The sequence below is a fragment of the Heliomarina sp. genome (genome assembly GCF_052826185.1).
Genome location: NZ_JBRBUI010000049.1, coordinates 1 through 26461 on the forward strand (window position 1 = coordinate 1; position 26461 = coordinate 26461).

The following is a 26461-nucleotide window of genomic DNA, read 5'->3' on the forward strand; positions in this document are numbered from 1 at the left end:
CGGCACGGTTACGCTGGCGGAAGGCACCGAGATGGTGATGCCGGGCGACAACGTCTCCTTCGGCGTCGAGCTGATCGCACCGATCGCGATGGAGCAGGGCCTCCGCTTCGCCATCCGCGAAGGCGGCCGCACGGTTGGCGCAGGGGTCGTTTCCAAGATCGTAGAGTGATCTCGGAAACGAGCGCGTCCGCGGAAACCGCAGACACGACCGGCGCCGGCGTCGTGTCGAAAATCGTCGAGTAAGACGCGCTTGCCCTTCAAAGGGTAAAACAGAAATTGAAAGGGTCGCCCCATCGGAGCGGCCCTTTTGCTTTGCCGGGGTGGTCCGGCGGCGGACTATGGTGCTATCGGTGCCGCGACCGACCGCGAGGAATTCCCCATGGCCCGACGCTTTCCCGACCCGACCCAAGCCCATCCGATCACCCTGCCTGACGGGACGGTGCATCGCGGCACCGTGTTCCTCAACCGGGTGATCGATCACCCGAATATGGAGATCGGCGATTACACCTATTACAGCGATTTCGACGAGGTAACGGATTACGCCCGGCGGATCGCGCCCTACCTGTTTCCGGGATCAGGCGAAAAGCTGATCATCGGGCGATTCTGCCAGATCGCCCATGGCGCGCGATTCATCACCGCTTCGGCGAATCATCCGGTCGACGGGTTTTCGACCTTTCCCTTCTCGGTGTTCTATCCCGAGGGCATGGGCGATTACGCGGGGCTTGCGGAGAAATGGGGCGATACGGTTGTCGGCAACGATGTCTGGATCGGCTATGGCGCGATGATCCTGCCGGGGGTCACCATCGGCGACGGAGCGATCATCGGTGCCGGGTCGGTGGTAAACCGCGATGTACCGCCATATGCCGTCATGGGCGGAAATCCGGCAGTGCCGCGCCGCATGCGATTCGCGCCGGAAACAGTTGAAAAGCTGCTGGCTCTCGCTTGGTGGAACTGGCCCGATGCGCGTATCGAGGCGCATCGCAAACTTATCGAATCCGCCGATATCGACGCCCTGGAACGCGCGGCGCGTGGTTGAACTTTGTGCTCTTTGATCACGGTTTGCAGAAAGGACACATATTCCGCAACACCACATCTTGAGAAGTTTGGCGTCATTAATACAGTGTTAAGCGATACTTCGAATGATGGGGACTTATGCGTAAAGTTGTACACACATTCATGGCGGCTCTTCTGGTCGCTCCCCTGCCAGCGGTCGCGAAATATGCCGACCCGGGGCATGGCATCAAGGCGGCCAGCGCCTGCATCGCTTTCGACCAGAGCTATGCCGAGACTATAAGCCTGTGCCAGCAGGCCATGGATGACGAGGCCTGGACCCGGAAACAGTATCTCGAGCTTCTCGCGCCGCTGGCGCGGGCACATTACTACCTTGACCACGACCAGCAGGCTCAGGCGCTTTACCGCGAGATGCTCGAACTTGATCCGGGCTTTGTTCCGGCGCTCGTCGGCCTGGGCTGGGGGGCTTATGACGCCAAGAATTACGAGGCCGCCGGACGGTTCTTTGAAACCGCGCTGAACCGGTCCCCAAGTGCCGAGATTTACGCCGGGCTGGGCGCAAGCCTTTATCTAGGCGGTCAGGCCCAAGTGGATCAGGCGATCAAGCTGATCGATCAGGCGCTGGCATTGGAGCCGGATTACAGCTGGGCGCTGAGGCGCAAGGGCTGGATGCTTGAGGATCACAACCGTCTATCCGAGGCCGAGGAAGCGTTCCGCCGCGCGGTGGATCTGACCCCGGCAAACGCGGCGGCGAATTTCGCGCTGTCCCATGTGCTGCGGCGTCAGCGCAACTGGCGTGAGGCGCTGGTCTTCGTGAACCGCGCGCTGGAGTTGAACCCCGGCTATGTGCGTGCCTTGTCGGGACGTGCGCTGATTTTTTACTACATGGATCACCCCGGCCCGGCGCTGAAGGATGCGGATGCGGTAATCGCCGCGCGGCCGAACTGGGCCGAGGGCTATGTGCGCAAGGCGCGGGTGCTGATCAAGATGGACCGTGCCGAAGAGGCGCATGTGCTGCTGGGCGAGATCGACGATCGGCTGGGGTATAATGGTTTCCTGACTTACTGGCGCGCCCGGCTGCTGTTGGATGACGGGCAGGCCGACCGGGCGCTGGAACAGAGCAGCCGGATCCTTAGCGAAGGTTCGCCGGACCTGTACGACTATCTCCTACAGGCGCGGATCGGACTTGCGCTTTATAATCGTGACGTCGCCCGCCCGGCCGTGGACGAGGCGCTTTCGCTGCAACCGGGGAACAAGTGGGTTCTGTATTACGATGCGATGACCCTGGTGCAGGAGCATCGCTTTCGGGATGCGGTGAGCCGGTTTGATGCGGCGGTGGCCGCCGGGCTCAGCAAGCGCAAGCTGGATGAATTCGTCGCTGCGCTTGAACAGCAGAAAGACCATGCGCGAGCGCAGCAGATGCGAGAACGCTATGTGATGGACAGTCAGGCGCGGGCGGCGAAATAGGCAAAGGGCAGTTGCCTGGGGGCGTCTGCCAACTGCAAGCGAATCAGGGTCAGGCGCGGTCAGGTTCCCGTCCGGCGGCGCGGTCGCTTGCGTCCGTGACCTCGTCCAGCGCCGCTTGCAGGTCGAGCCGCAGGCTTTCGAGCGTTTCCTCATCCATCTTGCGCGGTACCTCGCGCTGCCATTCCCGGCACATCAGGACGCCCCGGGTAAAGGGCAGGGGCAGCATGAACCGGTCCCAGCTTGGAAAGATGATCGCGCGGCGCGTGGCATAGGACAGCACAAAGATCTTCTTGCCGGTGCTGCGCGCCCAGACCAGCGGCACCGAGGAGGCCACCCGCGCCGGGCCGCGCGGTCCGTCCACGGCGATCCCGATCGTGAAACCATCGGACATGCGCCGCAGAACCTCGCGTGAGAGCGCCACGTGGCGTTTGTGGCTCGACATGGGGATGGTAGCAAAGCCGAATCGCGCCAGCACCTGACCGACCAGCCGACCGGCGCGGGCGGCGCTGGTCAGGGAGCAGAACTTACCCAGATCCTGATTGAACATGTAGGGTGCCATGATCAGCCGCTGGTGCCAGACGGTGAAAATCACCGGCTCGCCCCTTGCGAGTTCGGCCTCCATCGCTTCGAATCCGTGGGCTTCCCAGCGCGAGGTCGCATGGGCAAACCTCGTGTAGCCGGAGAAAAAGCCTTCGACCAACCGGTTGGCCCATGTGCTGTCGGCGATGCGTTTGCGGAGGCTCACTGTCTGGTCCCATTGTTCGTTTGGTCCCCTCTCATACCGCAAGTAACGTTCGGGACAAGCCGGGGAGAGGGGGCAAAGCGGCCCGAGCAGGTTTTGGCACAGATTCCTCTTGCTCCCGCGTCCGGCCTGTCATAGACGAGGCGCGGTCCTAGGGGTATAGCTCAGTTGGTAGAGCGACGGTCTCCAAAACCGTAGGTCGCGGGTTCGAACCCTGCTGCCCCTGCCACTCAAATCAAGGACATAGCTAAGCTGACGGTGGTGAGTGGTACCACTCAGGCATCGCTTTACACCCACGTTGCAGTTCATTTTTCTGTGGGTTCGTAGAATCGGCCCAGTGGAGCGCCGCTTTTTCACCCTCGTTTTCCAGTTTCTCGGGAAGATTTGTGTCCGAGCTGGGATTTGGCGTGGCGTATGAGTTGAGCGTTCGTATAGACCTGTTTCGCGCCCGTCATGGAGGTGTAGTTCCCTCCAGATCTAGCAAATGCTCCGGCGACAGCTGACCGTCTGACCGAGTGGGATCTTTTCTTTCGGAATACGGTTGCCTCTGTACATAGGCCGACGCCTTGTTAGGATCAGCCAATGTTTGCGCGGTTATCGCTATAACGGTTCTTCATGTCTCCCAGCTGGAGCGCGTCCATTCGGCCCTGATCGACCTTGATGCAAGCTTTCTAAGCCACAGCCCCCTCCGCCCGCGTGCGCCGGACCTGCCCCGGCGTCGTGCCGGTCACGCGTTTGAAGGCACGGTTGAAGGCGGGTTCTGACTGGTATCCAAGATCGGCGGCAATTGTAGCGATGGGCTGAGCGGTCTCTTTCAGCATGCGGCGTGCGAGGTTCATGCGCCATTCCGCGAGGTATTGCATCGCGGGCTTTTCCACGAGGCTGGTGAACCGGGCCGCAAAGGCAGAGCGGGACATGCCTGCGACCTGCGCAAGCGTCTCGACCGACCAGTCGGCGGCAGGCTCGCGATGGATCGTGACGATGGCGCGGCCAATCTGCGGGTCGCGCGCGGCTTTCAACCAGCCCCGGTTCGCGTCCGGAGACCGGCTTAGCCAGCGACGGATCGCCTCGATCACGACGACATCGGCGAGCCGCGTGATGACGGTTTCCCCTCCGGGACGCAGCTCGCGCGCCTCTCGCGCGATGAACTGCAAGGTGCCTTGCAGCCAGCTTCCGGCTTCTTCCTCCCATGGGTCGATTTTCAGCACGTCCGGCAGAAGCGCCATCAGCATGGGGCTCGACGCGTGATCAAGCCGGACCAGCCCGTACATGATACTGGACGCGTCGCCGCCGCCGCCAAATTCCAGCGTTTCGAAAAGTTCGGTCACCTTGCGGATCGGCAGTTCCTCAAGTTCCCTCAGGGGCGCTTGTGTATCGCTGTAAAGGCTGATTGGCGCGCCATGGGTCATCAGGACGAGATCGCCCTTGTGTATCTCGAAAGGGGTGTCTTCGCCGACCTTGAGCCAGGCCCGCCCGGCGATGACCACGGCAAAGCTCATCACCTCGGGAAAGCCGGGAATTGTCAGGCCCCAGGGCGCGGTGAGACGCGACTGGCAATAGAACGTGCCGGTCAGTTTCAGCAGGTGCAGGATCTCTCCCAGCGGATCGCCGATGGGTTGAGCAAGGAGTGAGGGGTCGGGAACGTGAGGCTGTGTCATTGGGCAAGGGTGACGCGGATCGCGCCCTTCGTCCAGAGGTTCTGGACGATTGGATAAGTGATCCGGACGGATGAGAATTGTTCATCCAGTGTTTGTGAGCAAATTTGGGTCATCGATTAAACGACTTGCTCAGAACCAAGGAGACAGACCATGACCACCAAACCCATCCTCGTCCTCGGCGCGACCGGCAAGACCGGCAGCCGCATTGCAAACCGCCTTGAACAAAAAGGTCTTTCCGTGCGCCGAGGCTCGCGCAGCGCAGCGATCCCCTTTGACTGGGAGGATCCCGGTACATGGGCCCCCGCACTTGACGGCGTTTCCAGTGTTTATATCTCTTATTACCCGGATATCGCCGTGCCCGGAGCGGTTGAAACGGTCGCGGCTTTTGTCGAACAGGCGCGAGCGGCGGGCGTTGGCAAGCTGGTGCTGCTGACCGGGCGCGGCGAGCACCATGCCCAGAGGGCCGAGGAGGTTGTCCGAAATTCTGGCCTTCCCTTCACGATTATTCGTGCCGCATGGTTTGCGCAGAACTTTTCCGAAGGCGCGCTGCATGAAACTGTCATGGCAGACATCTTGCCGATGCCCGGCGGTGAGGTGCGCGAGCCTATCGTGGATGTGGACGATATTGCCGATGTCGCGGTTGCTGCGCTGACCGAACCCGGACACGACGGGGAGCTTTACGAAGTGACCGGCCCGCGCCTCATGACGTTTGCGGAAATGGCGGCGGAACTCTCAGCCGCGACCGGGCGGCAGGTCACGCATCTGCCGATTTCCTTCGAGGATTTCCACGCGGCGCTTTTGCCGGTGCAGGGCGCAATGATTGCCGATGTGCTCACCACCATCGCGCGGGAGACTCTGGACGGGCGCAATGCGCATCTGGCAGATGGCGTCGCGCGCGCGCTTGGCCGGGCACCGCGCGATTTCACCGCTTTCGCCAGCGACGCCGCGCAGGCAGGTGCCTGGGCCGATGCGGCCTGATCCTATTCTGGACGTATGAAAGTACATCAGATGCAGGGCATAGTTTTTCAAAAGCTGACCCTTGGTGTGGCGGGCCTCACCGCGCTTGGTATCGGTCTTGCGATCACCCTTGCGCCGCGCGTTTTCTACGCAGGCTATGGAATCGAGTTGGGCGCCGATGCGAGGCTGTTAAGTGAATTGCGGGCCCCCGGCGCCAGTCTTGCCTCGCTGGGCGTGGTGATCTTTGCCGGAGCCTTGCGACCCGGCATGGCCCGCGTTTCCGCAGCGCTGGGAGCCATTGTCTTCCTCGCCTTCGCAACTGGCCGGATCGTCAGCATGGCAGTCGATGGTTGGCCGGGAGGGAGTATTATGGCCGCTCTCGTGATCGAAGTGGCGATTGGTCTGCTTTGCCTGCTGGCGATGGTACAGCAACGAAGACTGGCATTCCCGCGCTCAGCGATTGCCTTTTCGCGGGGGTGAGTGAGAAGGCCCGGGCGGAAAGCCGGGCCTTTTCAGCGACTTTCGCGCTGGTGGGGTCGCTTTACGGCGTGAAAGATCAACGCCTCGCGTGCGGAAAAGCTTCCAGCGCCGCTAAGAAAGTCGACCTGCATCCTGAAAATTTCCGCGATTGTCACTTTCACTCAGGTCCGTGACATCTTCAGGATGTCGATCGGCGCGCGCAGGCGGGCAAGGTCTGCTTTCGGCAGGGTGGTACTCAACGACACCGTCAAAGGACGTGCCCAGTCCTTGAGCTTGTCGAAACTTCGCCCGGCCAATTTGCGTGTCCGCGTCCGGAACCACCTTTCCCGAGAAATCGGATCAGTGGGTTGGAAATGTAAAACGTACGTTTTACATTGTCTATCAGATACTGAAGGATTCTGGATCATGAACCTGACAACAAAGCTCATCACCGCTGCGGAAAAACTCTTTGACCGGCACGGCTATATGGCGACCGGCATGGACCGGCTTACCGAGGCGGCAGGCATGTCGAGCCGGACGCTGTACAAACACGCTGGCAGCAAGGCGCAGCTCATGGCGCTGGTTCTGAGTGAGCGCGACCGGCGTTTCATGGCCCGGCTCGAGGTGGAGAGCGTCGATGCGCTGTTTGCTGCGCTGGAAGACTGGGTGCGGGTCGAGGGGGCGCGCGGCTGCCTGTTCCTGCGATCTCTCGCCGAGACCGGGGGGGAGACACCGGAAATCGCGCAGGCAGTCACGGCGCACAAGGAGGCGTTCAGGCAGCGGGTGTCCGATGTGGTCGCCTCCGATCTTGGGCGAGAGGACCCGGTGCGTGCCGAACAGATCCTGATCCTTTTCGAAGGGGCGACGCAGGCAGCAATCTACCGTGGCGCAGACGCCGTTTCCGCCGCGCGCTCTGCTGCTGCCATCCTGATGGGGAAGGCAAGATCTTGAACCCCGCCATCCGCATCGGTGCCACGGGTTTTGGTCTTATCGCGGTCTGTTATGGTTTTGCGCGCTTTGCCTTTGGCCTGTTCCTACCCGAGATCGACGGTGAGCTGCATCTCGGCCCATCGGTAAGCGGCTTGATTTCCGGCGGTTCCTTTGCCGGGTACTGCATCGCCATTATCGCCTCGGCCATGCTGACAGAGCGGATCGGTGCGCGCGCGGTGGCTGGCGGAGCCGCCCTTGTCGCGGCCCTTGGCATGGCGGGCATTGCGCTTGCGCCGACGCCTCTGTTCCTTGCGCTTGCCGTCATGCTGGCCGGGTCCAGCACGGGTCTCGCCTCGCCGCCCATGGCAGCGGCTGTCGCGGCAGCGGTTCGAAAGAGCCGTCAGGACAAGACCAACACCGTCATCAATGCCGGGACGAGCGCGGGCGTTGCGCTTTCAGGAGCTGTTGCACTGGCCATCGCCGGGCAGTGGCGGATGGCCTTCGGCGCATTCGCGGCGGTTGCGCTGGTGCTGGCGGTGGCCGCCATGTTCGCGTTGCCTGACGCCCGTGGTGAAAGTCGCACCGGTGGGTTTCCCTCAATTGGCGGCACGATGGTGCGGCTGATCTTGGCGTCCTTCCTGATGGGCGCGGCAAGCACGGCGCTGTGGTCTTTTGGTGGTCAGCTTGTTTCGCAGCAGATGGGGTGGGGCACCGGTGGGTCCAGTCTTCTCTGGACCTGCATCGGCGCTGGCGGGATTGCCGGCGCCTGGGCCGGGACGCTGGTCAGCCGGTTTGGCCTTGACCCTGTCCATCGGGTTTTTCTGGGACTCATGGCTGTCAGCATCCTTGCGGTCGGCTCTGGTTTGACGAGCGGCGTTGTCCCGCTTGTCGGTGGGGCGGTGTTTGGCGCGGCCTATGTCATGCTGACCGGAGTGTATCTGGTCTGGGGGACCAATGCCCTGCCGGAGCGTCCCGCGACCGGCCTTATGGTCGGATTCCTGACCATCGCCGTGGGGCAGACGGCGGGTGCGCCCGTGTTTGGATTGTTGATGGCAGGGCAGGGGAACGGGGCCGCTATTGCGTGCTTTGCTGTGGTGGCGCTGCTCGCAGGTTTCTTTCGGTCCGGGACTTTGCCGGGCGTCGCAACAACGACGACGCCAGTTTCAGTGCGGTGTGCGTGCCGGTAGGCGGCGATTGCGCGTGCCGTCTTGAGGTTGCGGCGCGCGTCCTTTGCGCGATGCCGGTTCGTTGGCCGCTCTGCGAGGACTGCACAGAGGTGTTCGCGCGACCGGGTCTGTTCACCTTTTCGCAAGTGATGGAAACTTTCGGCCGCATACACGTTGTGCCGGTCAGAAATGCAAACCTGACTGGAGGCCATCATGAGCAGCCCGATCACCACGATTAACCCTGCAACCGAAGAAAAGATCGAAACCTACAACCTGATGTCGGATCAGGAGGTCAGGGATGCGATCCAAGCGTGCCATACCGCGTTCCAAGACTGGCGTCATGTTTCGCTGGATGACCGCGCGGCCAAGATCAAGGCGATCGGTAAGGCGCTGCGCGACAACAAGGAAGATTTTGCCCAGCTGATGACACGAGAAGTCGGTAAGCTGATCGGCGACAGCCGGGACGAAATCGACCTTTGTGCGGCGATCTGCGATTTCACGGCGGCGCAGGGTCCCAAGGAACTGGCCGACGAAGAGCGCGATATTCCCGATGGCAAAGGCGTTGTGACCTACTCGCCGATCGGGGTCATCTATGGCATGCAGCCGTGGAACTTTCCCTGCTATCAGGTCATCCGCTACACCGTCGCCAACCTCATGGCGGGCAACGGCGTGCTGCTCAAGCACGCGGCGAACTGCACCGGCAGCGGCCTGTTCCTACGTGAAGTCATGGAGAAGGCCGGTCTGCCGAAAAACCTCTTTACCGTGCTGCTTATCGACCACGATCAATCGGACGAGGTTATTGCCAATAATCTTGTCCGGGGTGTGACCCTGACCGGCAGCGACGGCGCAGGACGCGTCGTGGCCCAACAGGCGGCGAAACATCTCAAGAAAACCGTGCTGGAGCTTGGCTCGAATGATGCCTACCTTGTACTAGATGACGCCGATCTTGACCTTGCGGTGGAAACCTGCGTTGCTGGGCGGCTTTACAACAACGGTCAGACCTGTGTGAACGCCAAGCGTTTCATCGTGACCGAAGCGAATTACGACGCCTTTGTCGAACGCTTTACCGAGAAGATGAAAGCGATGGAAATGGTCGACCCGTCCGATGCCAAAAGCGGTTTGGGGCCGATGGCGCGTATCGACCTGCGCGACGATCTGGCCAAGCAAGTCGAGGAGAGCGTCGAAAAAGGCGCGCGGGTTCTCTGCGGCGGCGAGGTTCCAGACCGCAAGGGTGCCTATTACCCGGCGACTGTTCTTGTCGACGTCGCACCCGGGCAGCCGGCCTATGACGACGAACTTTTCGGGCCGGTGGCGTCGGTTATCCGAGCCAAGGATGACGAGGATGCCATGCGGATCGCCAACGACAGCCGGTATGGCCTTGGCGGCGGTATTTTCTCGAAAAACACCGAGAGGGCACGTGAACTGGCGTCGAAATATTTCGACACCGGTATGGTCTGTATCAACAAGTATAACCTCGCCATTCCGAACATGCCGTTCGGCGGGGTGAAGGACAGCGGCTATGGCCGCGAGCATGGCGGGTTCGGGATGAAGGAATTCGTCAACGCCAAGTCGCTTTACATGGCTTAAGGCTTTTCGCCCGCTCCGGTCTTCTTAGGTCGGGGCGGGCAATTCCGTGCGTGGGTGAGGTTCAAGATCCCGTTGCCGGATTGACCTGTCACATGAGCCGCAGCGCGAGGACTGCGCCGAGGGACAGGATAGGCCGCATGATCTGCGGGACGGCGGCCAGCAAGAGCACCGGAGAGGCGGCCAGCGCGACCCAGGTTCCGTAGAACACTAAAAACCGCATAGTTACGAGCGTGTTGATGGTCGCGTCGAACCGGTCATCCGAGTTGCTCTGTTCCAGCCGTTTAACCGCGAAGCGTTCCACCGTGACGCGTGTCAGCGCCCCGGCGGCCAGCGGAGCCACAACAAATCCGAAATGAAGCAGGGTCCAGAGCACGGTTGTCAGCGCCATCGTCGTCAGCCAGAGGCCACGCCCCCAAGGGTCGGCGGCGCTTTGGGTCAGGAAATTCGCGCTTTGCATGTCGACCCCGAGCCCCCGGTCAAGGGCCTGTAGCGCCAGACCGATCAGAACCACCGTCAACACCATGAAAATGATCGCGAGCACCAGGTCGAGAAGCATGAAGAGCGCGATGCCCGGCAAGCGTGCGCCGGATTGCGCCACGTGGAGCCCGATCGAGTGGCTTACCCCGAGCGAAAGGTAATCGAGCGCGGCATTCGCCAGGGGCAGGGCTAGCCAGGACAGGGCAAAGAGGCCGATCATGCCGTCGGTGATCGCGGAGAACTGGTTGGCAATGACGATGCCGGCAAGCGAGATCAGCGCGCCGAACCCGATACCGCCTCCGGATGCCGCCAGTTGACCGGCCCGCAGATGCGGCATCGAGCCCGCAATCAGGCTGCTGAGGAGGCCCGCAGATCCGCCGACGAGGCCGCCGATGATAAAACCTTCGCTGAGCGACCGGAGAAAGCCGATGAAACCATCGTCGGTCAGACCGGAACTTATTGCGGCCATCAGGCCGAAAGCCACCCCGCCCGCCGCGCCGTAGAAAGCGGCGCGCCTTGGACGCAGGGTCGAAATCGCGGCCACACAGGGCACGCTGAACAAGGCGGCGGCGATCATGGTCTGGGTGCCAATATAGTCGGCAAGCCCGCAGGAAATGCCCGCGATCAGCGCGACGCCAGCAAGATGCGCCGCTGTCTGCCTTTCGCTGAGGGGGCGCACGAGGCGGATGCAGAATACCATCGCCAGCAACAGAAGCGTGACGCTGGCATAGGGCAGGAACGGAGAGACACCCGTGCCGATCCAGAACTTGCTGTAAAAGGGCCGGATCGAACCGATGGTGATGTCGCCCTGAAAAAAGCTCAGCAAGCCTGCGGCGACGAGATAAAGCATGCTGAGCGCATAACAGGTCATCAGGCTTTGCAGGCTGAAGGGCGCACCGGTCCAGACCCGCAGCACCTCCAGCCCGGCAATCAGCCTGTCGCGAAAGATGTCCGACATCGATCTGTCGAGAACTGCCGCCATGTGCCGGTTGAGAAACCGCGCGATGGCCTTGTCGTTGATGGCAGGAGCCTGCGCTGCCTGCTGCGCCTCGAGCGCGCGCAATCGTGCCTCAATGGGGGAGGGCGAGTCGGAGAGAGGCCAGCGCAATGACGCAGGTACATCCTCGACACTCAACCCAAGCGCGCCGCTCAGCTTTTGTGCCGTGCTCGGCGTGATGGTTTTCAGGCGGTTGTTCTCGATGGCCGATACGAATGACTTGCGGTCCGGGTTGCCCAGTGCGTCGGAGGCAAGCGCTTCCTGGCTGAGTCCGAGCGTCTGCCTGCGCTGGCGAACCAGCTTGCCAAAGGCTTGAAAGTCCTCAACTTCCGTTTTCTCGGCCATGAAAACCCATGAAAAGCGGCGGGTTACAAAATTCTGTAACGTTTTGGTCACCGCTGAAAGGCCCGGGCTTTCCTACCCTGAATGTGCCGCGAGCGGGTCGATCTCACGCTTGGTCTTTCCAAGGCACAGTCTACAGGCAGCGCATGGAACGCCAAGAAATAGTTTCGGATCCACAGCACCCGGGAATTGGCGGCCCTGACGTTTTGGACAACCGGGCAATCGGGTGGATTGATATGGAAAGCAGATTTCAGAACGGGATACAGGCCGTTGGCCGGACAAGTTTACATGACGGGCGCGGTAACCCCCGACGCTCATTTCTTCGTTCACGGCTGAGCGGACCGGGCGGCTTCTATAACCTCGGCAATGTGATTGCGCTGTTTTCGGGGTTTGCGTTGAAACTCTACGTCGATCAGGGGCAGGCAAGTGTTCTTGAAACGCTATACAGCTATCTGGTCGGCAATTCCGGGGCGACGTACCTGACGCTGGCGATGATCCTCTTCCTGACCTCGGGCGAGGTCTATCACCATGCGGCCAAGCCCGGCGCGCGGGCGGCGCTGCTGCCCTGGGCCGATTTCATTTCGGGTCTGGCGGCGATTTCGCTGACGGTCGCGCTGCTCTGGCTGGGTGAAACGACGGCGGCTTGGGTGGCGGGCGTGATGCTTGTCGCGGGCAAGCTTGGATGCGCCGCCTTGCCGGTTTTTGCCAATCGGGACACGACGCGGGTAGAACGCCTGCTCCGGGTGATGGTGGCGGCAAGCCGCGCTCCTTCGCTTGTGGCGCTGGGGCTGACTGTCTTACCGGCCTTGCGGGGGGAGGTGACCTTTGACCTCGTGCTGTTGCCGCTGGTCATGATCCTCTGCTTCCTGCTCTGGCTCTGGGCCGATCTTTTGCTGCTGTTCCGGCACCGATCGGCGCGGCGCATCAAGGTTCGTACGCATGAATCCGTCTGACAGAGTGGCCACCGAGGTCTCGATACCCGCCGGAATGATAGCTGTCGATCGCGGTCCGACTACCGGCTCCCGCTCCGCAGATGGCCAGACGCTGAGTTTTGATTTCGGCTTTCCGCTTTTCGTGAACAACCTGTTCGTTGGGCCGCAGGAAGAAAGCTACTTCTTCTCGCTCAAGTCCGAGACGAGTTCGTTTGCTAATACCGGGCGTCTCAGCATTTTTGCCGAGGCGGTCGGCGATCCGGTGCAGGGCCGGGTCTATCGCTTTGATGTGGGAGGGCTGGCTGTCCCGACAACCACCGTCGTGCCGCTGCCTGCGAGTACGTTCATGCTGATCGGCGCTATTGCGGCCCTGTTTTCGCAGGCGCTGCGCCGGCGGGGCACGACGTGATCTTTCATTGTTTGGGGCGCATGGCGCGCCTCCTGCAAAACTATCAATAGCACGGCAGGAGGTGCCGTATGATCAGGCTTGGGGGCTGTCATACCTCTGGCGCGACCTTTTCGTGTCTTTCCGGACACTGACAGCCTCCGATGTTTTTCCGGAATAGCGATCATCTGGCGGTCGGGGCGCGCGGGGTTCTGCCGTTTGGTGCCGACTTTCCGTGGGTCTTTCGGCTTTTGCGGATTAGTCCAGGCGCCCTTGTTTTGTTCGCTTCGCAGGCTTTTTGCGCGACCCCAACCCAAAATCATCGCAGCATGGTGGGGTTATTAACAAGATAACCACACAATTTCGTGATCTAAGCAGGCCCGCCAAAAAACGGTCTTTTTGTAGCCGTTTAGCTGATCTAGAGAGCGGCGATCTGTTGGTGTTTAGAAATTTTGTGAAAGCTTGATTGTGGAGATGCGCCGGACACCGGATCTGAAAAAATTCTAGTCGAGCAGAATTTAAGTACCGAGTTCAAGGGCACCAAAGAAGCATGAGAGCGAATTTTCCAGACTATCCCCAGCAGAGGCAAGAGGACAGCTGTGCCCCGGACCCCTCCGAAGAGTTCCTGGCGCTGGCCTGGCTGAGTGATGACGGAAACATTCTGGAAACCAACGAGGTATTCCAGAAGATGCTGGGCAAGGATATCTCCAAGCTGTCCCGGGCCGAGCAGGCAAAGGCCATCGGCGATCCGGGCTTTTACGAGCTTTTGAACGGCATCAGCCGGGTTCCGACCGCGCAGAGTGAAATCCAGTTGCGCAACAGTGACGGGTTGGTGCTTTGGTTACAGGTCTCCCTTGTTTCCCAAGTCTCGCTGAAAGGCGATATCCTGATGGTCGCGCAGGATATTACCGACACCCGCCGGAAAAACCGGGCGGCCCACTGGAAACTGGAGGCACTGAGCCAAACCCGGCTGGTCGCCGAAATGGATCTGAGCGGACGTCTGGTGAGTGCAAACGGTCATTTCAAAAAAGCTGTCGGTCTGCCTGATGACCGGTTGGAAGAGTTCCTGCTCAACAACATGACAACCGAGAATTTCTTTGAAGACATCACCTGCGAAGAGGCGTGGCGGAAGCTGTGCCTTGGCGCGACGATTTCCGGCGACTTCCGGTTTCACCGCGAAAGCGGAGGGGACCTGTGGCTTCGCGGCAGTTTCGATCCGGTGGCCTGCGACGATGACCGCATCGGCACGATCCTGTTCATGGGGCAGGACATTACCCGGGCGACGCAGGAAAAGATCGATCAGGACGGGCAGATGCGGGCGCTGTCCCGGGCTCAGGCAGTGGTGGAATTCGCGCTGGACGGAACGGTTCTGACCGCCAATTCCAATTTCCTCGACCTGTTCGACTATGAACTGGGACAGGTTCAGGGTCAGCATCACCGGATGTTCGTTCCACCAGAGGATGCTGCAACGGCTGCCTATGTGGAATTCTGGAACCGTCTTGGACAGGGGGAATTCCAGACGGCCGAGTTCAAGCGAATTGGCAGGAACGGCAAGGAAATCTGGATTCACGCCAGCTATAACCCGATCTTTGACCCATTCGGGCATCCGATAAAGATCGTCAAATTCGCAAGCGACATCACCAACCGCAAGAATGCCGAGACGCTGGGCATCCGGGCGCAGGTTGAATCCGCCAAGGAAGCGATGCGGGAAACCGAAGCACAGTTTCGCGCGACAATCGATGTTGCCCCTGTCGGCATGGCGCTGCTGGATGAAGATTGCCGGATGCTGCATGTGAATGCCGCGCTGGCGCAGTTCTCGGGCTATTCGGTCGAAGAGCTTCTGTCGATGCGGCTTGCCGATCTTATCCCGCCCGCCCGTCGGGTCATTTCGGAGGCGCAGCGGGACCTGCTGAAAACCGGCCAGATGAAGCTTATCCAGATGGAAAGGCGGGTGCTGCGCAAGGATGGAACCGAAGGCTACGCCTTGCTGCATATATCGGAACAGCGGTCGGCGAATTCGGAACGCATCGAGTTCATCGTCCAGATTCAGGACATCACCGAGCGTCGGATGATGGACCAGATCAAATCCGATTTCGTCGCGACCGTAAGCCACGAATTGCGCACGCCGCTGACCTCGATTCAGGGCGCGTTGAAGCTTTTGCCGCTGCCGATTGCCAAAGGGGATCAGGCGGGGGCGCAAAAGCTTTTGGATATTGCGTCCAAGAACGGCGACCGGTTGATGCGCCTTGTCTCGGACCTGCTGGAGGCGGAGAAGTTTTCGTCTGCCGACATGCCGCTCAGTCTCGGCGCGGAAAAGGTTCTGCCCCAGCTTGAACATGCGATCCAGATGAACACGCCCTACGGAGAGCAGCTGGATGTCAGTTTTCTTCTCGATGAAGTCGATGCTGACCTGATGATCCGGATCGACCCGGCCCGTTTCCAGCAGGTCATGTCGAACCTGCTTTCGAATGCGGCCAAATTCTCTCCGAAAGGCGCGGTCGTGCGGCTGGGATGCGAGGAGCGCGAGGGGATGATCTTGGTGACCGTCAGCGATCAGGGATGCGGTATCCCGGAGAGCTTCCGCGAAAAGATTTTTGAGCCTTTCACGCAGGTGGACAACTCGGCGACGCGCCACGTCGGCGGGACCGGTCTTGGCCTCAACATCACCCGCCTGCTGGTTGAACGGATGGACGGATCGATCGGGTTCGAAAACCTTGCGCTGCGCGGGTGCCAGTTTTGGGTTATGCTGCCAAAGGCTTTGAGCTGAGGCGCTTTCTATTGTTTGCCAAGGCTGCGCCGTGACCTGAGGGTCGTGGGGGCGCATGGGTTGCCGTTGCTTAGCAGCCGCTGGCGGGCGTTGGTATCGCGTGAACGCCTGAGCGGCGCGCTGAGGTGAGGGTTCGTTTTGAGTATCGCTTGCGCTCTTGCCGTGTGAGGAGAGCGCAAGTCGGTTTGTTTGGCCGCACGTCGGGCGGGGCCAGCTAGGCGTGCTTGCGGTTCGAGCGATGGAACAGTCTGAATCGTCTCGCCTGAATCGCGGCAAGGCCGAGGAAACCGGTCAGGAGGAAGCCAAGCGAAGAGGGGAGTGGCATAACTGCTGGAGAAAGGTTGTTTTGGACCACCGTCATGTTGATGATGTTGTCTCGCCAGTCAACGATAAGGTCTTTGCTTCCCCCGATGTATTGGTAGCCGCCTCCCCAGTCATCAGCCCAGTATAATGTTATTTGGCTGCCTGGTTCCGTACTTCCCCTAAACGAGACCAAGTCAAAGGTATCGTAAGTGAAAAAGAAGTAACCTGGGGACGCCCACGCCTGTGCTGATATGTAGGAATTATTGAAGCTGCAATCATATGTATCAATGAGGCAGATAGGAACTCCGCCGAAGTCCATTGCTGCATTATCAAAAGTTGCTTTGAAGTCGATAACATCCCCAACGTTACGACCAGAGAAGGGCATGGCCAGATCGAGGGCTTGTCCAAATTCAGGGATTACTTCGCCCTTGTCATAGCCGGGATAGGGTTCAAAGTGGTGAGCATCTTCGTCAATGTAGTCCAGCATAAGACCCGACCATGAAATCCGGTCGATCCGCAGCGATATGTCGATGTTAACAATGCTGGCCGAGGCGCCGCTTGCGACAAGGGACAGTGCCGCGATCAAGAATAACTTACCCATAGTGTTCCTCAAAACTGGTGCTGACGGGCAGTCAGCATGAAAAGAATGAACAATGTTAAGCATAAATTAACCATTGTGTGAATGCACAACGGGAGGTTGCTTACGATTCGTTCGTAACTCTTTGACCGGGCATGGTTTTGGCCTGTAATTTATGCGAAGCAAACCGCGACCCGCGATAGAAGCGCTGCTTGCCACGGGTTGCTGAAGGCCAATTTGTCTGAAACTCGACTTCGGGCGTGGGTTCCACTGCGGTAAGTGATCGGACCGGCCCGATGCGCTCGCCTAACCTGAGAGGGACAAGTTCCGATGGCGTGGTTGCTCATTGGCGTCGTTCCCCACGAGATCGCAGGTGACGCGGGGGCGCGCGGGCTCAGGCGCGGATTGCGGCCTTGAATTTGCCCGCATCGCCCGTTATGTGCCCCGGATACCAGATGTGAGAAAGAGCCCAGACATGGCCACCAATCCGATCCAGTTCGTCAATCAGGTCCGCGCCGAAGTTGCCAAGGTTGTATGGCCGACCCGTCGCGAAGTTGTCCTGACGACGGTGATGGTGTTCATCATGGCGGCCCTTACGGCTGTCTTCTTTGCATTGGTCGACCTGGCGATCCGCTACGGTCTTCAGGGCATCCTTACCTTTTTCGGCTGACCCGTACCGGGGATGCGGCGGCCACCGTGCCGACGCTGCGTGAATCGACCTCTGCCCTCTTGATCAATCGGGCTTAGGCGGTTAGGTCAGCGGCTACCCATGACATTGGCGTGCGGCGATTCGCGCTGCGCGCCGCTTTTTGTTCAGGGACGGGCGGGGCAACCCGTTGAAATCTTTACCGGAATGCGGCAGTTCCCGCTTGGGGCGCCGGACAGGACAAGGACAGCAAGCGCAATGGCGAAACGGTGGTATTCGGTCAGCGTTCTTTCGAATTTCGAAAAGAAGATCGCAGAACAGATCCGCACGTCGGCTGCCGAGCACGGGCTCGAGGAGGAGATCGACGAGGTACTGGTGCCCACCGAAGAGGTGATCGAAGTGCGCCGTGGCAAGAAGGTGTCGACCGAGCGCCGCTTTATGCCGGGTTACGTGCTGGTCCACATGGAGATGTCCGACCAGGGCTATCACCTGATCAACTCGATCAACCGCGTCACCGGCTTCCTTGGTCCGCAGGGCCGTCCGATGCCGATGCGCGACGCAGAGGTGAACGCGATTCTGAACCGGGTTCAGGAAGGCGAAGAAACCCCGCGCACGCTCATCCATTTCGAGGTGGGCGAAAAGGTCAAGGTCAACGACGGTCCCTTCGAGGACTTCGACGGCATGGTCGAAGAGGTGGACGAGGATAACGAACGTCTCAAGGTCACCGTGTCGATCTTTGGCCGGGAAACCCCGGTCGAACTGGAATTCACTCAGGTCTCGAAGCAGGGCTGATGTAGATGGGTACCGGCGATCCCCGGATCGAACGGTATCTTGCAAAAGACAGGCCGTGGCAGGACGAGATGATCGCCCTGCGCGGCCTTCTTCTTTCCGAGGATCTTGAAGAGACGCTGAAATGGCGCTCGCCCTGTTACCGGGCGCATGGGGCCAACGTGCTGATGATGGATTGCCTGAAAGAGGCGGCCTTTATCTCTTTCTTCAAGGGCGTTCTGCTGGACGACCCAGAGGGGCGTTTGGAAATGCCGGGGCCGAATTCACGCTCGGCGCGGTACCTGAAATTCACCAGCGTTGAGGAAATCGGCAAGGCCGAAGAGGCGATTCGCGGTCTGGTGCGGCTAGCGATCCAGAACGAGAAGGAGGGCCGCAAGGTCGCGCTTGGCAGTGACGATCTTGATCTGCCCGAAGAGCTGATCTCGGCGCTGGAGGAGGATCCCGAGCTTGCCGGGGCGTGGGATGGGCTGACACCGGGCCGGCGGCGCGGCTGGGTCGTGCATGTTTCCGGCGCAAAGCAGGCCAAGACGCGCCTTTCGCGGATAGAGAAGGCCCGCCCGCAGATCCTTGCTGGCAAGGGGATGCACGACCGATAGGGGTTGCGCGGCGACGGGTTCCGTTGTATGCGGCGCGCCTGTCGCAATTGCGGCACCCCGTGTGGGAGGCGAGGGCAGCGCGCTGTCCGGACCGGACCACATCAACCCGAACCCGCGGGTCGCGTCCCGGGGGTGTTGAGAAAAGGAACAGGCTTATGGCCAAGAAACTCGTCGGCAGCATGAAGCTGCAGGTGCCCGCCGGGCAAGCAAACCCGTCCCCGCCGGTTGGTCCGGCACTGGGTCAGCGCGGCATCAACATCATGGAATTCTGCAAGGCGTTCAACGCCAAGACCGCAGACATGGAGCCCGGTGCGCCGTGCCCGACCGTGATCACCTATTATCAGGACAAGTCCTTTACCATGGACATCAAGACGCCGCCCGCGTCTTACTACCTGAAAAAAGCCGCCAAGGTGAAATCCGGCGCCAAGACGCCGTCGCGTGAAACCGTTGGTACGGTGACCGCTGCGCAGGTGCGTGAAATCGCCGAAGCGAAGATGAAGGATCTCAACGCGACCTCGATCGAAGGCGCGATGCAGATCATCCTGGGCTCTGCCCGCTCTATGGGCATCGAGGTGAAGTAATGGCTAAGCTTGGAAAACGGACCCGCGCCGCTCGCGAGGCTTTCGCCGGTAAAGAAGACCTGACCGTCGAAGAAGCCGTTGCCCTCATCAAGAGCAACGCCAAGACCAAGTTCGACGAAACCGTCGAAATCGCGCTGAACCTCGGCGTTGACCCGCGTCACGCAGACCAGATGGTCCGTGGCAAGGTGTCGCTGCCCGCCGGTACAGGTAAAGACGTGCGCGTTGCCGTCTTCGCCCGTGGCGACAAGGCAGAAGAAGCCAAGGCCGCCGGTGCAGACATCGTTGGCGCCGAAGACCTTATGGAAACCGTTCAGGGCGGCAAGATCGATTTTGATCGCTGCATCGCGACCCCCGACATGATGCCCGTCGTGGGCCGTCTTGGTAAGGTGCTTGGCCCCCGTAATCTGATGCCGAACCCCAAGATCGGCACCGTGACGATGGATGTCGCCGAAGCTGTCAAGGCAGCCAAGGGCGGTGAAGTCCAGTTCAAGGTGGAAAAAGCCGGTGTCGTGCACGCAGGTGTTGGCAAGGTTTCCTTCGACGAAGCCAAGCTGGTCGAAAACATCCGCGCCTTTGTTGATGCGGTTGCCAAAGCCAAGCCGGCAGGGTCGAAAGGCACCTACATGAAAAAGGTCTCGGTCAGCTCGACCATGGGCCCGGGCGTGACCATCGACGTGACGAACGCAACCGGCAACTAAGCCCGGTTCGACAGATCAAGCGAGAGGCGGGCTCAGGCCCGCCTTTTTCCATTTCGGGGTGCAGGTGTCATGCCCGAGGCCTTGCAAAAACGGCGCCATTACGTCGAACAGTCGAAACTTGATCGCGAAAAATGCGAGCCCGGTAGGGATTGTTGCCCCAACCATGTTCTGAGAAGGTTTTAGCATGGAGCTGCCGGATCTCTTGCCCGACATCATATTTCTTCGCCTTGGCCGCGCTCCCGGTGATGTCGATTTTGCATTCGAGGCGAAACGAGCAGCTATGGGCCCGCACATCGTCAAGCGTTGGACGTGGGATGAGGGGTTCCAGCGCGACCTGCATGAGCGTCACTATGCCGAAAAGCCATTTTTCGAGATCCGGCGCAGGGAGGACAGGCTTGGAACGCTATCGCTTCAAAAGCATTCGGATCACCTGCGCTTTGGTGAGTTCTACTTGTTCCCGACGTATCAACGCCAGGGTATCGGCTCTGTAATTCTTACGCATTGTCTTGCGTTTGCGGACGGCATCGGATTGCCTGTCCGACTGGAATATCTAAACTGGAATCCTGTGGGCGCGCTCTACCAACGGCATGGTTTCAAAGAGATCGGTCGCTCTGAAACGCATTGCTTCATGCAACGGAATGCTGCCGGCCAGATTAATTACGAGCGCTGAGTAGTCCGCGCGCTTCCGCCGCTGTTTTTGCGCGCTGGTGCGGTGGAACCGGCCTGATGGTCGGGAGGTTAATAGCGATGGCACTTTTTTTCGAATTTGCCCTTCACATTCCCCGCAAAGACGATTATCGACATCCTTTGTTCGGGGTGCCACGCAAATTGGCGCCCCGGATGATTCGTCCGAGACGGTGGGTGCCGGGTATCATCCTAGCATAATTCCTGCCTGAGACGGGAAATGACAAATTTCTTCGGATCGCCATGCGGTGTTTTCGAGGCAAAGCGCAGGACCCGTAAGGACCCGATTGTCGGGGCTTTCGTCCCGGCAGAACTGAGCCGGAGGGTCAAACCTCCCTTACTGGAGTGAAACTGTGGATAGAGCCCAGAAAGAGAAAGTGGTCGAAGAACTCGGCCAGATCTTTGAAAGCTCTGGCGTCGTTGTGGTTGCACACTACACCGGCCTTACAGTTGCTCAGATGCAGGATCTCCGTGCGCGTGCGCGCGATGCGGGTGGTTCTGTGCGCGTTGCCAAGAACAGGCTCGCCAAGATTGCCCTGGACGGAAAGCCCTGCGAAAGCATCGGCGAATACCTGACGGGCATGACTGTTCTGACCTATTCCGAGGATCCTGTGGCTGCGGCCAAGGTTGCCGAGGACTTTGCCAAGGAACACGACAAGTTCCAGATCCTTGGCGGGGCTATGGGTGAGAATGCTCTGGACCGTGCTGGTGTTGCAGCCGTGTCGAAAATGCCGTCGCGCGAGGAGCTTATTGCTTCGATCGTCGGCTGCATCGGCGCACCTGCAAGCAACATCGCCGGGGCCATTGGCGCACCTGCTTCGAACATCGCATCCATCTTGTCCACGATCGAGGACAAGGCGGCTGCCTGAGCACTGTAAGACCGGCACGTGGTTGAAACACACGTCGTTGGAACACATATCGTAAAACGGAAAGAGCTTATACAATGGCTGATCTGAAAAAACTGGCAGAAGAGATCGTTGGTCTGACCCTGCTGGAAGCACAAGAACTGAAAACCATCCTCAAGGACGAATACGGCATCGAGCCCGCAGCTGGCGGCGCTGTCATGATGGCTGGTCCCGCAGACGCCGGTGGCGCTGCCGAGGAAGAAAAAACCGAATTCGACGTCGTTCTGAAGAACGCCGGCGCTTCGAAAATCAACGTGATCAAAGAAGTTCGCGGCATCACCGGTCTTGGTCTGAAAGAAGCCAAGGAACTGGTCGAAGCTGGCGGCAAGATCAAAGAAGGCGTCGACAAAGCCGAAGCCGAAGAGATCAAGGGCAAGCTGGAAGCAGCTGGCGCCGAAGTCGAACTGGCCTAATTGGCCGTCTCGCCCTTTCACGGGTGACTGGAACGTGGCTGGATCCGGAGATTTCTGGGTCCAGCCGAACACGTCTTAGTAAGGGCCTCGCTCAGAGAGGCGTTTTCTAAGGCGCGGTTCACAGGATCGGGAGGCTTCCTTTGGGACGGAGGCCATGAATTGATCCGAACCCCCTGTCTCGTATGGGTAAGGTGCCGGGGCCCGACGGTGCCCTTGCCCGGTGAGAAAATCGAAAGGTGACACCTGACATGGCTCAATCCTACCTTGGCCAGAAACGTCTTCGTAAATACTATGGCAAAATCCGCGAAGTGCTGGATATGCCCAACCTCATCGAGGTTCAGAAATCTTCCTATGACCTTTTCCTGAGATCCGGCGATGCGCCCCAGCCCACAGATGGCGAAGGTATCATGGGCGTGTTCCAGTCGGTCTTTCCGATCAAGGATTTCAACGAAACCAGCGTGCTTGAATTCGTCAAGTACGAGCTGGAAAAGCCGAAATATGACGTCGAGGAATGTCAGCAGCGTGACATGACCTACAGCGCACCGCTCAAGGTGACGCTGCGTCTTATCGTGTTCGATGTCGATGAGGACACCGGCGCGAAATCCGTCAAGGACATCAAGGAACAGGACGTGTTCATGGGCGATATGCCCCTGATGACCCCCAACGGCACCTTTGTCGTCAACGGCACCGAGCGTGTGATCGTATCCCAGATGCACCGTTCGCCCGGCGTGTTCTTTGACCACGACAAGGGCAAGACCCACTCCTCGGGCAAGCTGCTCTTTGCCTGCCGCATCATTCCCTACCGCGGATCGTGGCTCGATTTCGAATTCGACGCCAAGGATATCGTGTTCGCCCGGATCGACCGTCGCCGCAAGCTGCCTGTCACCACGCTGCTTTACGCGCTGGGTCTCGATCAGGAAGGCATCATGGATGCCTATTACAACACCGTCAATTACAGCTACCAGAAGGGCAAGGGCTGGGTCGCCCCCTTCTTCCCCGAGCGTGTGCGCGGCACCCGTCCGACCTTTGATCTGGTCGACGCGGCAACCGGCAATATCATTGGCGAAGCTGGCAAGAAAATCACCCCGCGCGCAGTCAAGAAGCTGATCGACGAAGGTGAAGTCAAGGAACTGCTGTTGCCCTTCGATCATATCGTCGGCAAGTTCGTGGCCCGCGACATCATCAATGAGGAAACTGGTGCGATCTATGTCGAAGCCGGTGACGAGCTGACGCTGGAATACGACAAGTCCGGCGACCTGATCGGCGGCACCGCGAAAGAACTGATCGACGCGGGCATCACCGATATTCCGGTGCTCGACATCGACAACATCAACGTCGGTCCGTACATGCGCAACACCATGGCGATGGACAAGAACATGAACCGCGAAACCGCGCTCATGGACATCTATCGCGTGATGCGCCCGGGCGAGCCGCCCACCGTCGACGCCGCTTCGGCCCTGTTCGACACGCTGTTCTTCGACAGCGAGCGTTATGACCTGTCGGCTGTTGGCCGCGTGAAGATGAACATGCGTCTGGCACTCGATGCCGAAGACACCCAGCGTACCCTGCGCCGTGAAGACATCGTCGCCTGCATCAAAGCGCTGGTGGAACTGCGCGATGGCAAGGGCGATATCGACGATATCGACCACCTTGGTAACCGTCGTGTGCGTTCGGTCGGCGAACTGATGGAGAACCAGTACCGCGTCGGTCTGCTCCGGATGGAGCGCGCGATCAAGGAACGTATGTCCAGCGTCGAAATCGACACGGTCATGCCGCAGGATCTGATCAACGCGAAACCGGCTGCTGCTGCCGTGCGTGAATTCTTTGGCTCTTCGCAGCTGTCGCAGTTCATGGACCAGACCAACCCGCTCTCCGAAGTGACGCACAAGCGTCGTCTTTCGGCGCTTGGGCCGGGCGGTCTGACCCGCGAGCGCGCAGGCTTTGAGGTGCGCGACGTTCACCCGACCCACTATGGCCGGATGTGCCCGATTGAAACGCCGGAAGGTCCGAACATCGGCCTGATCAACTCGCTGGCCACCTTTGCCCGCGTGAACAAGTACGGCTTTATCGAAACGCCCTATCGCGTGGTCAAGGACGGCCAGGTGACGGACGAAGTGCACTACATGTCCGCGACCGAGGAGATGCGTCACACCGTGGCGCAGGCGAACGCCAACCTCGACGAGAACATGAAGTTTGTGAACGATCTGGTCTCGACCCGTAAATCCGGTGACTACACCCTGTCTCCGAACGAAACGGTCGACCTGATCGACGTGTCGCCGAAGCAGCTTGTTTCGGTTGCGGCTTCGCTCATTCCGTTCCTTGAAAACGACGACGCCAACCGCGCTCTGATGGGCTCGAACATGCAGCGTCAGGCGGTTCCGCTTCTGCGGGCCGAGGCGCCGCTGGTCGGCACCGGCATCGAGGAAGTTGTGGCGCGTGACTCTGGTGCGGCGATCATGGCCAAGCGGGCCGGGATCATCGACCAGGTGGATGCGCAGCGTATCGTGATCCGGGCGACCGAAGATCTGGAACTGGGCGATGCGGGCGTCGACATCTACCGTATGCGCAAGTTCCAGCGGTCGAACCAGAACACCTGCATCAACCAGCGTCCGCTGATCAAGGTTGGCGACACGGTGCAAAAGGGCGAAGTCATTGCCGATGGTCCGTCCACCGATATGGGTGAACTGGCGCTTGGCAAGAACGTGGTCGTCGCCTTCATGCCGTGGAACGGCTACAACTACGAAGACTCGATCCTGATCTCCGAGCGCATCGCGCGTGACGACGTCTTTACCTCGATCCATATCGAGGAATTCGAAGTCGCCGCCCGTGACACCAAGCTTGGGCCGGAAGAAATCACCCGCGACATCCCGAACGTCGGCGAGGAAGCCCTGCGAAACCTCGACGAAGCGGGCATCGTCTATATCGGTGCCGATGTGGAGCCGGGCGATATCCTCGTGGGCAAGATCACGCCGAAGGGCGAAAGCCCGATGACGCCGGAAGAAAAACTGCTCCGCGCCATCTTTGGCGAAAAGGCAAGCGACGTGCGCGACACCTCGCTGCGGGTCAAGCCGGGCGATTTCGGTACCGTGGTCGAAGTGCGTGTCTTCAACCGTCACGGCGTCGAAAAGGACGAACGTGCGCTGCAGATCGAGCGTGAGGAAGTCGAACGCCTCGCGCGTGACCGCGACGACGAACTCGCGATCCTCGACCGCAACATCTATGCGCGTCTCAAGGACCTGATCCTTGGCAAGACCGCGGTGAAGGGGCCGAAGGGCGTCAAGTCCGGTGTCGTGATCGACGAGGAACTTCTCGAAACCCTGAGCCGCGGCCAGTGGTGGCAGCTTGCTCTTGGCGAAGAGAAGGACGCACAGATCGTCGAAGCCCTGAACGAGCAGTACGAGGTGCAGAAGCGCGCGCTCGACGCCCGTTTCGAGGACAAGGTCGAGAAAGTCCGTCGTGGCGACGACCTGCCGCCGGGCGTGATGAAGATGGTCAAGGTGTTCGTCGCGGTGAAGCGCAAGCTGCAGCCGGGCGACAAGATGGCCGGTCGTCACGGGAACAAGGGTGTGATCTCGAAAGTGGTGCCGATGGAGGACATGCCGTTCCTCGAAGACGGTACCCCGGTCGACTTCTGCCTCAACCCGCTGGGTGTGCCGTCGCGTATGAACGTCGGTCAGATCCTTGAAACCCACATGGGCTGGGCGTCGCGCGGTCTGGGTATCAATATCGACGAAGCCTTGGGTGAATACCGCCGTTCCGGCGACCTGACCCCCGTGCGTGATGCGATGCGCCATGCCTATGGCGACGACACCTTTGCTGAAGGTATCGAAGGGATGGACGAAACCCATCTCATCGAAGCGGCGGGCAACGTGACCCGTGGTGTGCCGATTGCAACGCCGGTCTTTGACGGCGCCAAGGAACTCGACGTGAACGACGCGCTGTCGCGTGCCGGTTTCGATACGTCGGGCCAGTCGGTGCTGTTCGATGGCCGTACCGGTCAGCAATTCGCGCGGAAGGTGACGGTGGGGGTCAAGTACCTGCTGAAACTGCACCACCTTGTCGATGACAAGATCCACGCACGTTCGACCGGTCCGTACTCGCTCGTCACGCAGCAGCCGCTGGGTGGTAAGGCGCAGTTCGGTGGCCAGCGTTTCGGGGAAATGGAGGTCTGGGCTCTCGAAGCTTACGGTGCCGCCTATACCCTGCAGGAAATGCTGACCGTGAAATCGGACGACGTTGCCGGCCGGACCAAGGTCTACGAGTCGATCGTCAAGGGCGAGGACAATTTTGAGGCGGGCGTTCCCGAGAGCTTTAACGTTCTCGTGAAAGAAGTCCGCGGCCTCGGCCTGAACATGGAACTCCTGGATGCGGAGGAAGAGTAGGGGCGTACGC

25 protein-coding genes and 1 tRNA gene are annotated in these 26461 nt (G+C 60.0%); 21 read left to right on the plus strand and 5 right to left on the minus strand.

Annotation, left to right across the window (positions count from 1 at the left end; translation table 11 throughout):
* From ACU0FH_RS16390 to ACU0FH_RS16400, 3 genes are all read left to right on the plus strand, one after another.
* Nucleotides 1–169 (plus strand): EF-Tu C-terminal domain-related protein (locus ACU0FH_RS16390; protein WP_446194876.1); only part of this gene is annotated, 169 nt, incomplete at its 5' end.
* 210 nt (nt 170–379) lie between these two features.
* A complete protein-coding gene (locus ACU0FH_RS16395) occupies nt 380–1036 on the plus strand; it encodes a CatB-related O-acetyltransferase (protein ID WP_446195727.1) in 657 nt (218 codons plus the stop codon).
* Nucleotides 1037–1152: 116 nt separating this feature from the next.
* Entirely contained in the window at nt 1153–2478 is a 1326-nt protein-coding gene (locus tag ACU0FH_RS16400) for a tetratricopeptide repeat protein (RefSeq protein WP_446195728.1), read from the plus strand.
* A 49-nt stretch (nt 2479–2527) separates the two neighbouring features.
* Here ACU0FH_RS16400 and ACU0FH_RS16405 read toward each other — a convergent pair whose 3' ends face one another.
* Entirely contained in the window at nt 2528–3223 is a 696-nt protein-coding gene (locus ACU0FH_RS16405; RefSeq protein WP_446195729.1) for a lysophospholipid acyltransferase family protein, read from the minus strand.
* 150 nt (nt 3224–3373) lie between these two features.
* Here ACU0FH_RS16405 and ACU0FH_RS16410 point away from each other — a divergent pair.
* Nucleotides 3374–3449, plus strand: a tRNA-Trp gene (locus tag ACU0FH_RS16410).
* Nucleotides 3450–3891: 442 nt separating this feature from the next.
* Here the strand turns inward: ACU0FH_RS16410 and ACU0FH_RS16415 are convergent.
* On the minus strand, nt 3892–4878 hold the full coding sequence (locus ACU0FH_RS16415; RefSeq protein WP_446195730.1) for an AraC family transcriptional regulator: 987 nt from the start codon (nt 4876–4878) through the stop codon (nt 3892–3894).
* A 150-nt stretch (nt 4879–5028) separates the two neighbouring features.
* Between ACU0FH_RS16415 and ACU0FH_RS16420 the strand changes: the two genes are divergently transcribed.
* Both ACU0FH_RS16420 and ACU0FH_RS16425 read left to right on the plus strand, forming a co-directional pair.
* Nucleotides 5029–5856: an NAD(P)H-binding protein gene (locus ACU0FH_RS16420; protein ID WP_446195731.1), complete on the plus strand. Its 828-nt coding sequence runs from the start codon at nt 5029–5031 to the stop codon at nt 5854–5856.
* Nucleotides 5857–5886: 30 nt separating this feature from the next.
* Nucleotides 5887–6315: a DUF4345 domain-containing protein gene (locus ACU0FH_RS16425; protein ID WP_446195732.1), complete on the plus strand. Its 429-nt coding sequence runs from the start codon at nt 5887–5889 to the stop codon at nt 6313–6315.
* A gap of 161 nt (nt 6316–6476) precedes the next feature.
* Here ACU0FH_RS16425 and ACU0FH_RS16430 read toward each other — a convergent pair whose 3' ends face one another.
* Nucleotides 6477–6611, minus strand: coding sequence for a hypothetical protein (locus tag ACU0FH_RS16430; protein ID WP_446195733.1), 135 nt, complete (start codon nt 6609–6611; stop codon nt 6477–6479).
* 109 nt (nt 6612–6720) lie between these two features.
* Between ACU0FH_RS16430 and ACU0FH_RS16435 the strand changes: the two genes are divergently transcribed.
* The 3 genes from ACU0FH_RS16435 (at nt 6721) to ACU0FH_RS16445 (ending at nt 9977) form a co-directional block, all read left to right on the plus strand.
* Nucleotides 6721–7245: a TetR/AcrR family transcriptional regulator gene (locus tag ACU0FH_RS16435; protein WP_446195735.1), complete on the plus strand. Its 525-nt coding sequence runs from the start codon at nt 6721–6723 to the stop codon at nt 7243–7245.
* Nucleotides 7242–8411, plus strand: a complete 1170-nt coding sequence (locus ACU0FH_RS16440; RefSeq protein WP_446195737.1) for an MFS transporter — start codon at nt 7242–7244, stop codon at nt 8409–8411. Before ACU0FH_RS16435 ends, ACU0FH_RS16440 begins: the two co-directional genes overlap by 4 nt.
* A gap of 192 nt (nt 8412–8603) precedes the next feature.
* On the plus strand, nt 8604–9977 hold the full coding sequence (locus ACU0FH_RS16445) for an NAD-dependent succinate-semialdehyde dehydrogenase (RefSeq protein WP_446195738.1): 1374 nt from the start codon (nt 8604–8606) through the stop codon (nt 9975–9977).
* 88 nt (nt 9978–10065) lie between these two features.
* Here ACU0FH_RS16445 and ACU0FH_RS16450 read toward each other — a convergent pair whose 3' ends face one another.
* The gene (locus ACU0FH_RS16450; protein WP_446195739.1) at nt 10066–11796 is read right to left on the minus strand and encodes a helix-turn-helix domain-containing protein; all 1731 of its coding nucleotides are present in this window, start codon (nt 11794–11796) and stop codon (nt 10066–10068) included.
* A gap of 233 nt (nt 11797–12029) precedes the next feature.
* Here ACU0FH_RS16450 and ACU0FH_RS16455 point away from each other — a divergent pair, with 233 nt between their 5' ends.
* The 3 genes from ACU0FH_RS16455 to ACU0FH_RS16465 all read left to right on the plus strand — a co-directional run bounded on the left by ACU0FH_RS16455 (nt 12030) and on the right by ACU0FH_RS16465 (nt 15877).
* Nucleotides 12030–12746, plus strand: coding sequence for a hypothetical protein (locus ACU0FH_RS16455; protein ID WP_446195740.1), 717 nt, complete (start codon nt 12030–12032; stop codon nt 12744–12746).
* Nucleotides 12733–13134: a hypothetical protein gene (locus ACU0FH_RS16460; RefSeq protein ID WP_446195741.1), complete on the plus strand. Its 402-nt coding sequence runs from the start codon at nt 12733–12735 to the stop codon at nt 13132–13134. The genes ACU0FH_RS16455 and ACU0FH_RS16460 overlap by 14 nt, the downstream gene beginning before the upstream one ends.
* A 526-nt stretch (nt 13135–13660) precedes the next feature.
* Complete coding sequence (locus ACU0FH_RS16465; RefSeq protein WP_446195742.1) at nt 13661–15877, plus strand: PAS domain S-box protein; 2217 nt, start codon at nt 13661–13663, stop codon at nt 15875–15877.
* A gap of 214 nt (nt 15878–16091) precedes the next feature.
* Here the strand turns inward: ACU0FH_RS16465 and ACU0FH_RS16470 are convergent, their stop codons facing one another.
* Nucleotides 16092–16781 (minus strand): hypothetical protein, encoded by a 690-nt coding sequence (locus tag ACU0FH_RS16470; protein WP_446195743.1) that lies wholly within the window; start codon nt 16779–16781, stop codon nt 16092–16094.
* Nucleotides 16782–17232: 451 nt separating this feature from the next.
* Between ACU0FH_RS16470 and secE the strand changes: the two genes are divergently transcribed.
* From secE to rpoB, 9 genes are all read left to right on the plus strand, one after another.
* On the plus strand, nt 17233–17427 hold the full coding sequence (gene secE / locus ACU0FH_RS16475; RefSeq protein WP_088635883.1) for a preprotein translocase subunit SecE: 195 nt from the start codon (nt 17233–17235) through the stop codon (nt 17425–17427).
* Nucleotides 17428–17661: 234 nt separating this feature from the next.
* On the plus strand, nt 17662–18195 hold the full coding sequence (gene nusG, locus ACU0FH_RS16480) for a transcription termination/antitermination protein NusG (protein ID WP_088635882.1): 534 nt from the start codon (nt 17662–17664) through the stop codon (nt 18193–18195).
* Between the two features lie 5 nt (nt 18196–18200).
* Nucleotides 18201–18788, plus strand: coding sequence for a YdeI/OmpD-associated family protein (locus ACU0FH_RS16485; RefSeq protein WP_446195744.1), 588 nt, complete (start codon nt 18201–18203; stop codon nt 18786–18788).
* A 155-nt stretch (nt 18789–18943) separates the two neighbouring features.
* A complete protein-coding gene (rplK, locus tag ACU0FH_RS16490) occupies nt 18944–19369 on the plus strand; it encodes a 50S ribosomal protein L11 (protein WP_088635881.1) in 426 nt (141 codons plus the stop codon).
* Complete coding sequence (rplA, locus tag ACU0FH_RS16495; protein WP_238373285.1) at nt 19369–20067, plus strand: 50S ribosomal protein L1; 699 nt, start codon at nt 19369–19371, stop codon at nt 20065–20067. The genes rplK and rplA overlap by 1 nt, the downstream gene beginning before the upstream one ends.
* Nucleotides 20068–20251: 184 nt before the next feature.
* Complete coding sequence (locus ACU0FH_RS16500; RefSeq protein ID WP_446195745.1) at nt 20252–20737, plus strand: GNAT family N-acetyltransferase; 486 nt, start codon at nt 20252–20254, stop codon at nt 20735–20737.
* A 367-nt stretch (nt 20738–21104) separates the two neighbouring features.
* Nucleotides 21105–21620 carry a 50S ribosomal protein L10 gene (gene rplJ / locus ACU0FH_RS16505; protein ID WP_088635879.1) on the plus strand — a complete coding sequence of 172 codons (516 nt, stop codon included), beginning with the start codon at nt 21105–21107 and terminating at the stop codon, nt 21618–21620.
* A gap of 74 nt (nt 21621–21694) precedes the next feature.
* Nucleotides 21695–22069, plus strand: coding sequence for a 50S ribosomal protein L7/L12 (gene rplL, locus ACU0FH_RS16510; protein WP_238373286.1), 375 nt, complete (start codon nt 21695–21697; stop codon nt 22067–22069).
* Between the two features lie 248 nt (nt 22070–22317).
* Entirely contained in the window at nt 22318–26451 is a 4134-nt protein-coding gene (rpoB, locus tag ACU0FH_RS16515) for a DNA-directed RNA polymerase subunit beta (RefSeq protein ID WP_238373287.1), read from the plus strand.
* The last annotated feature ends 10 nt before the right edge of the window (nt 26452–26461 follow it).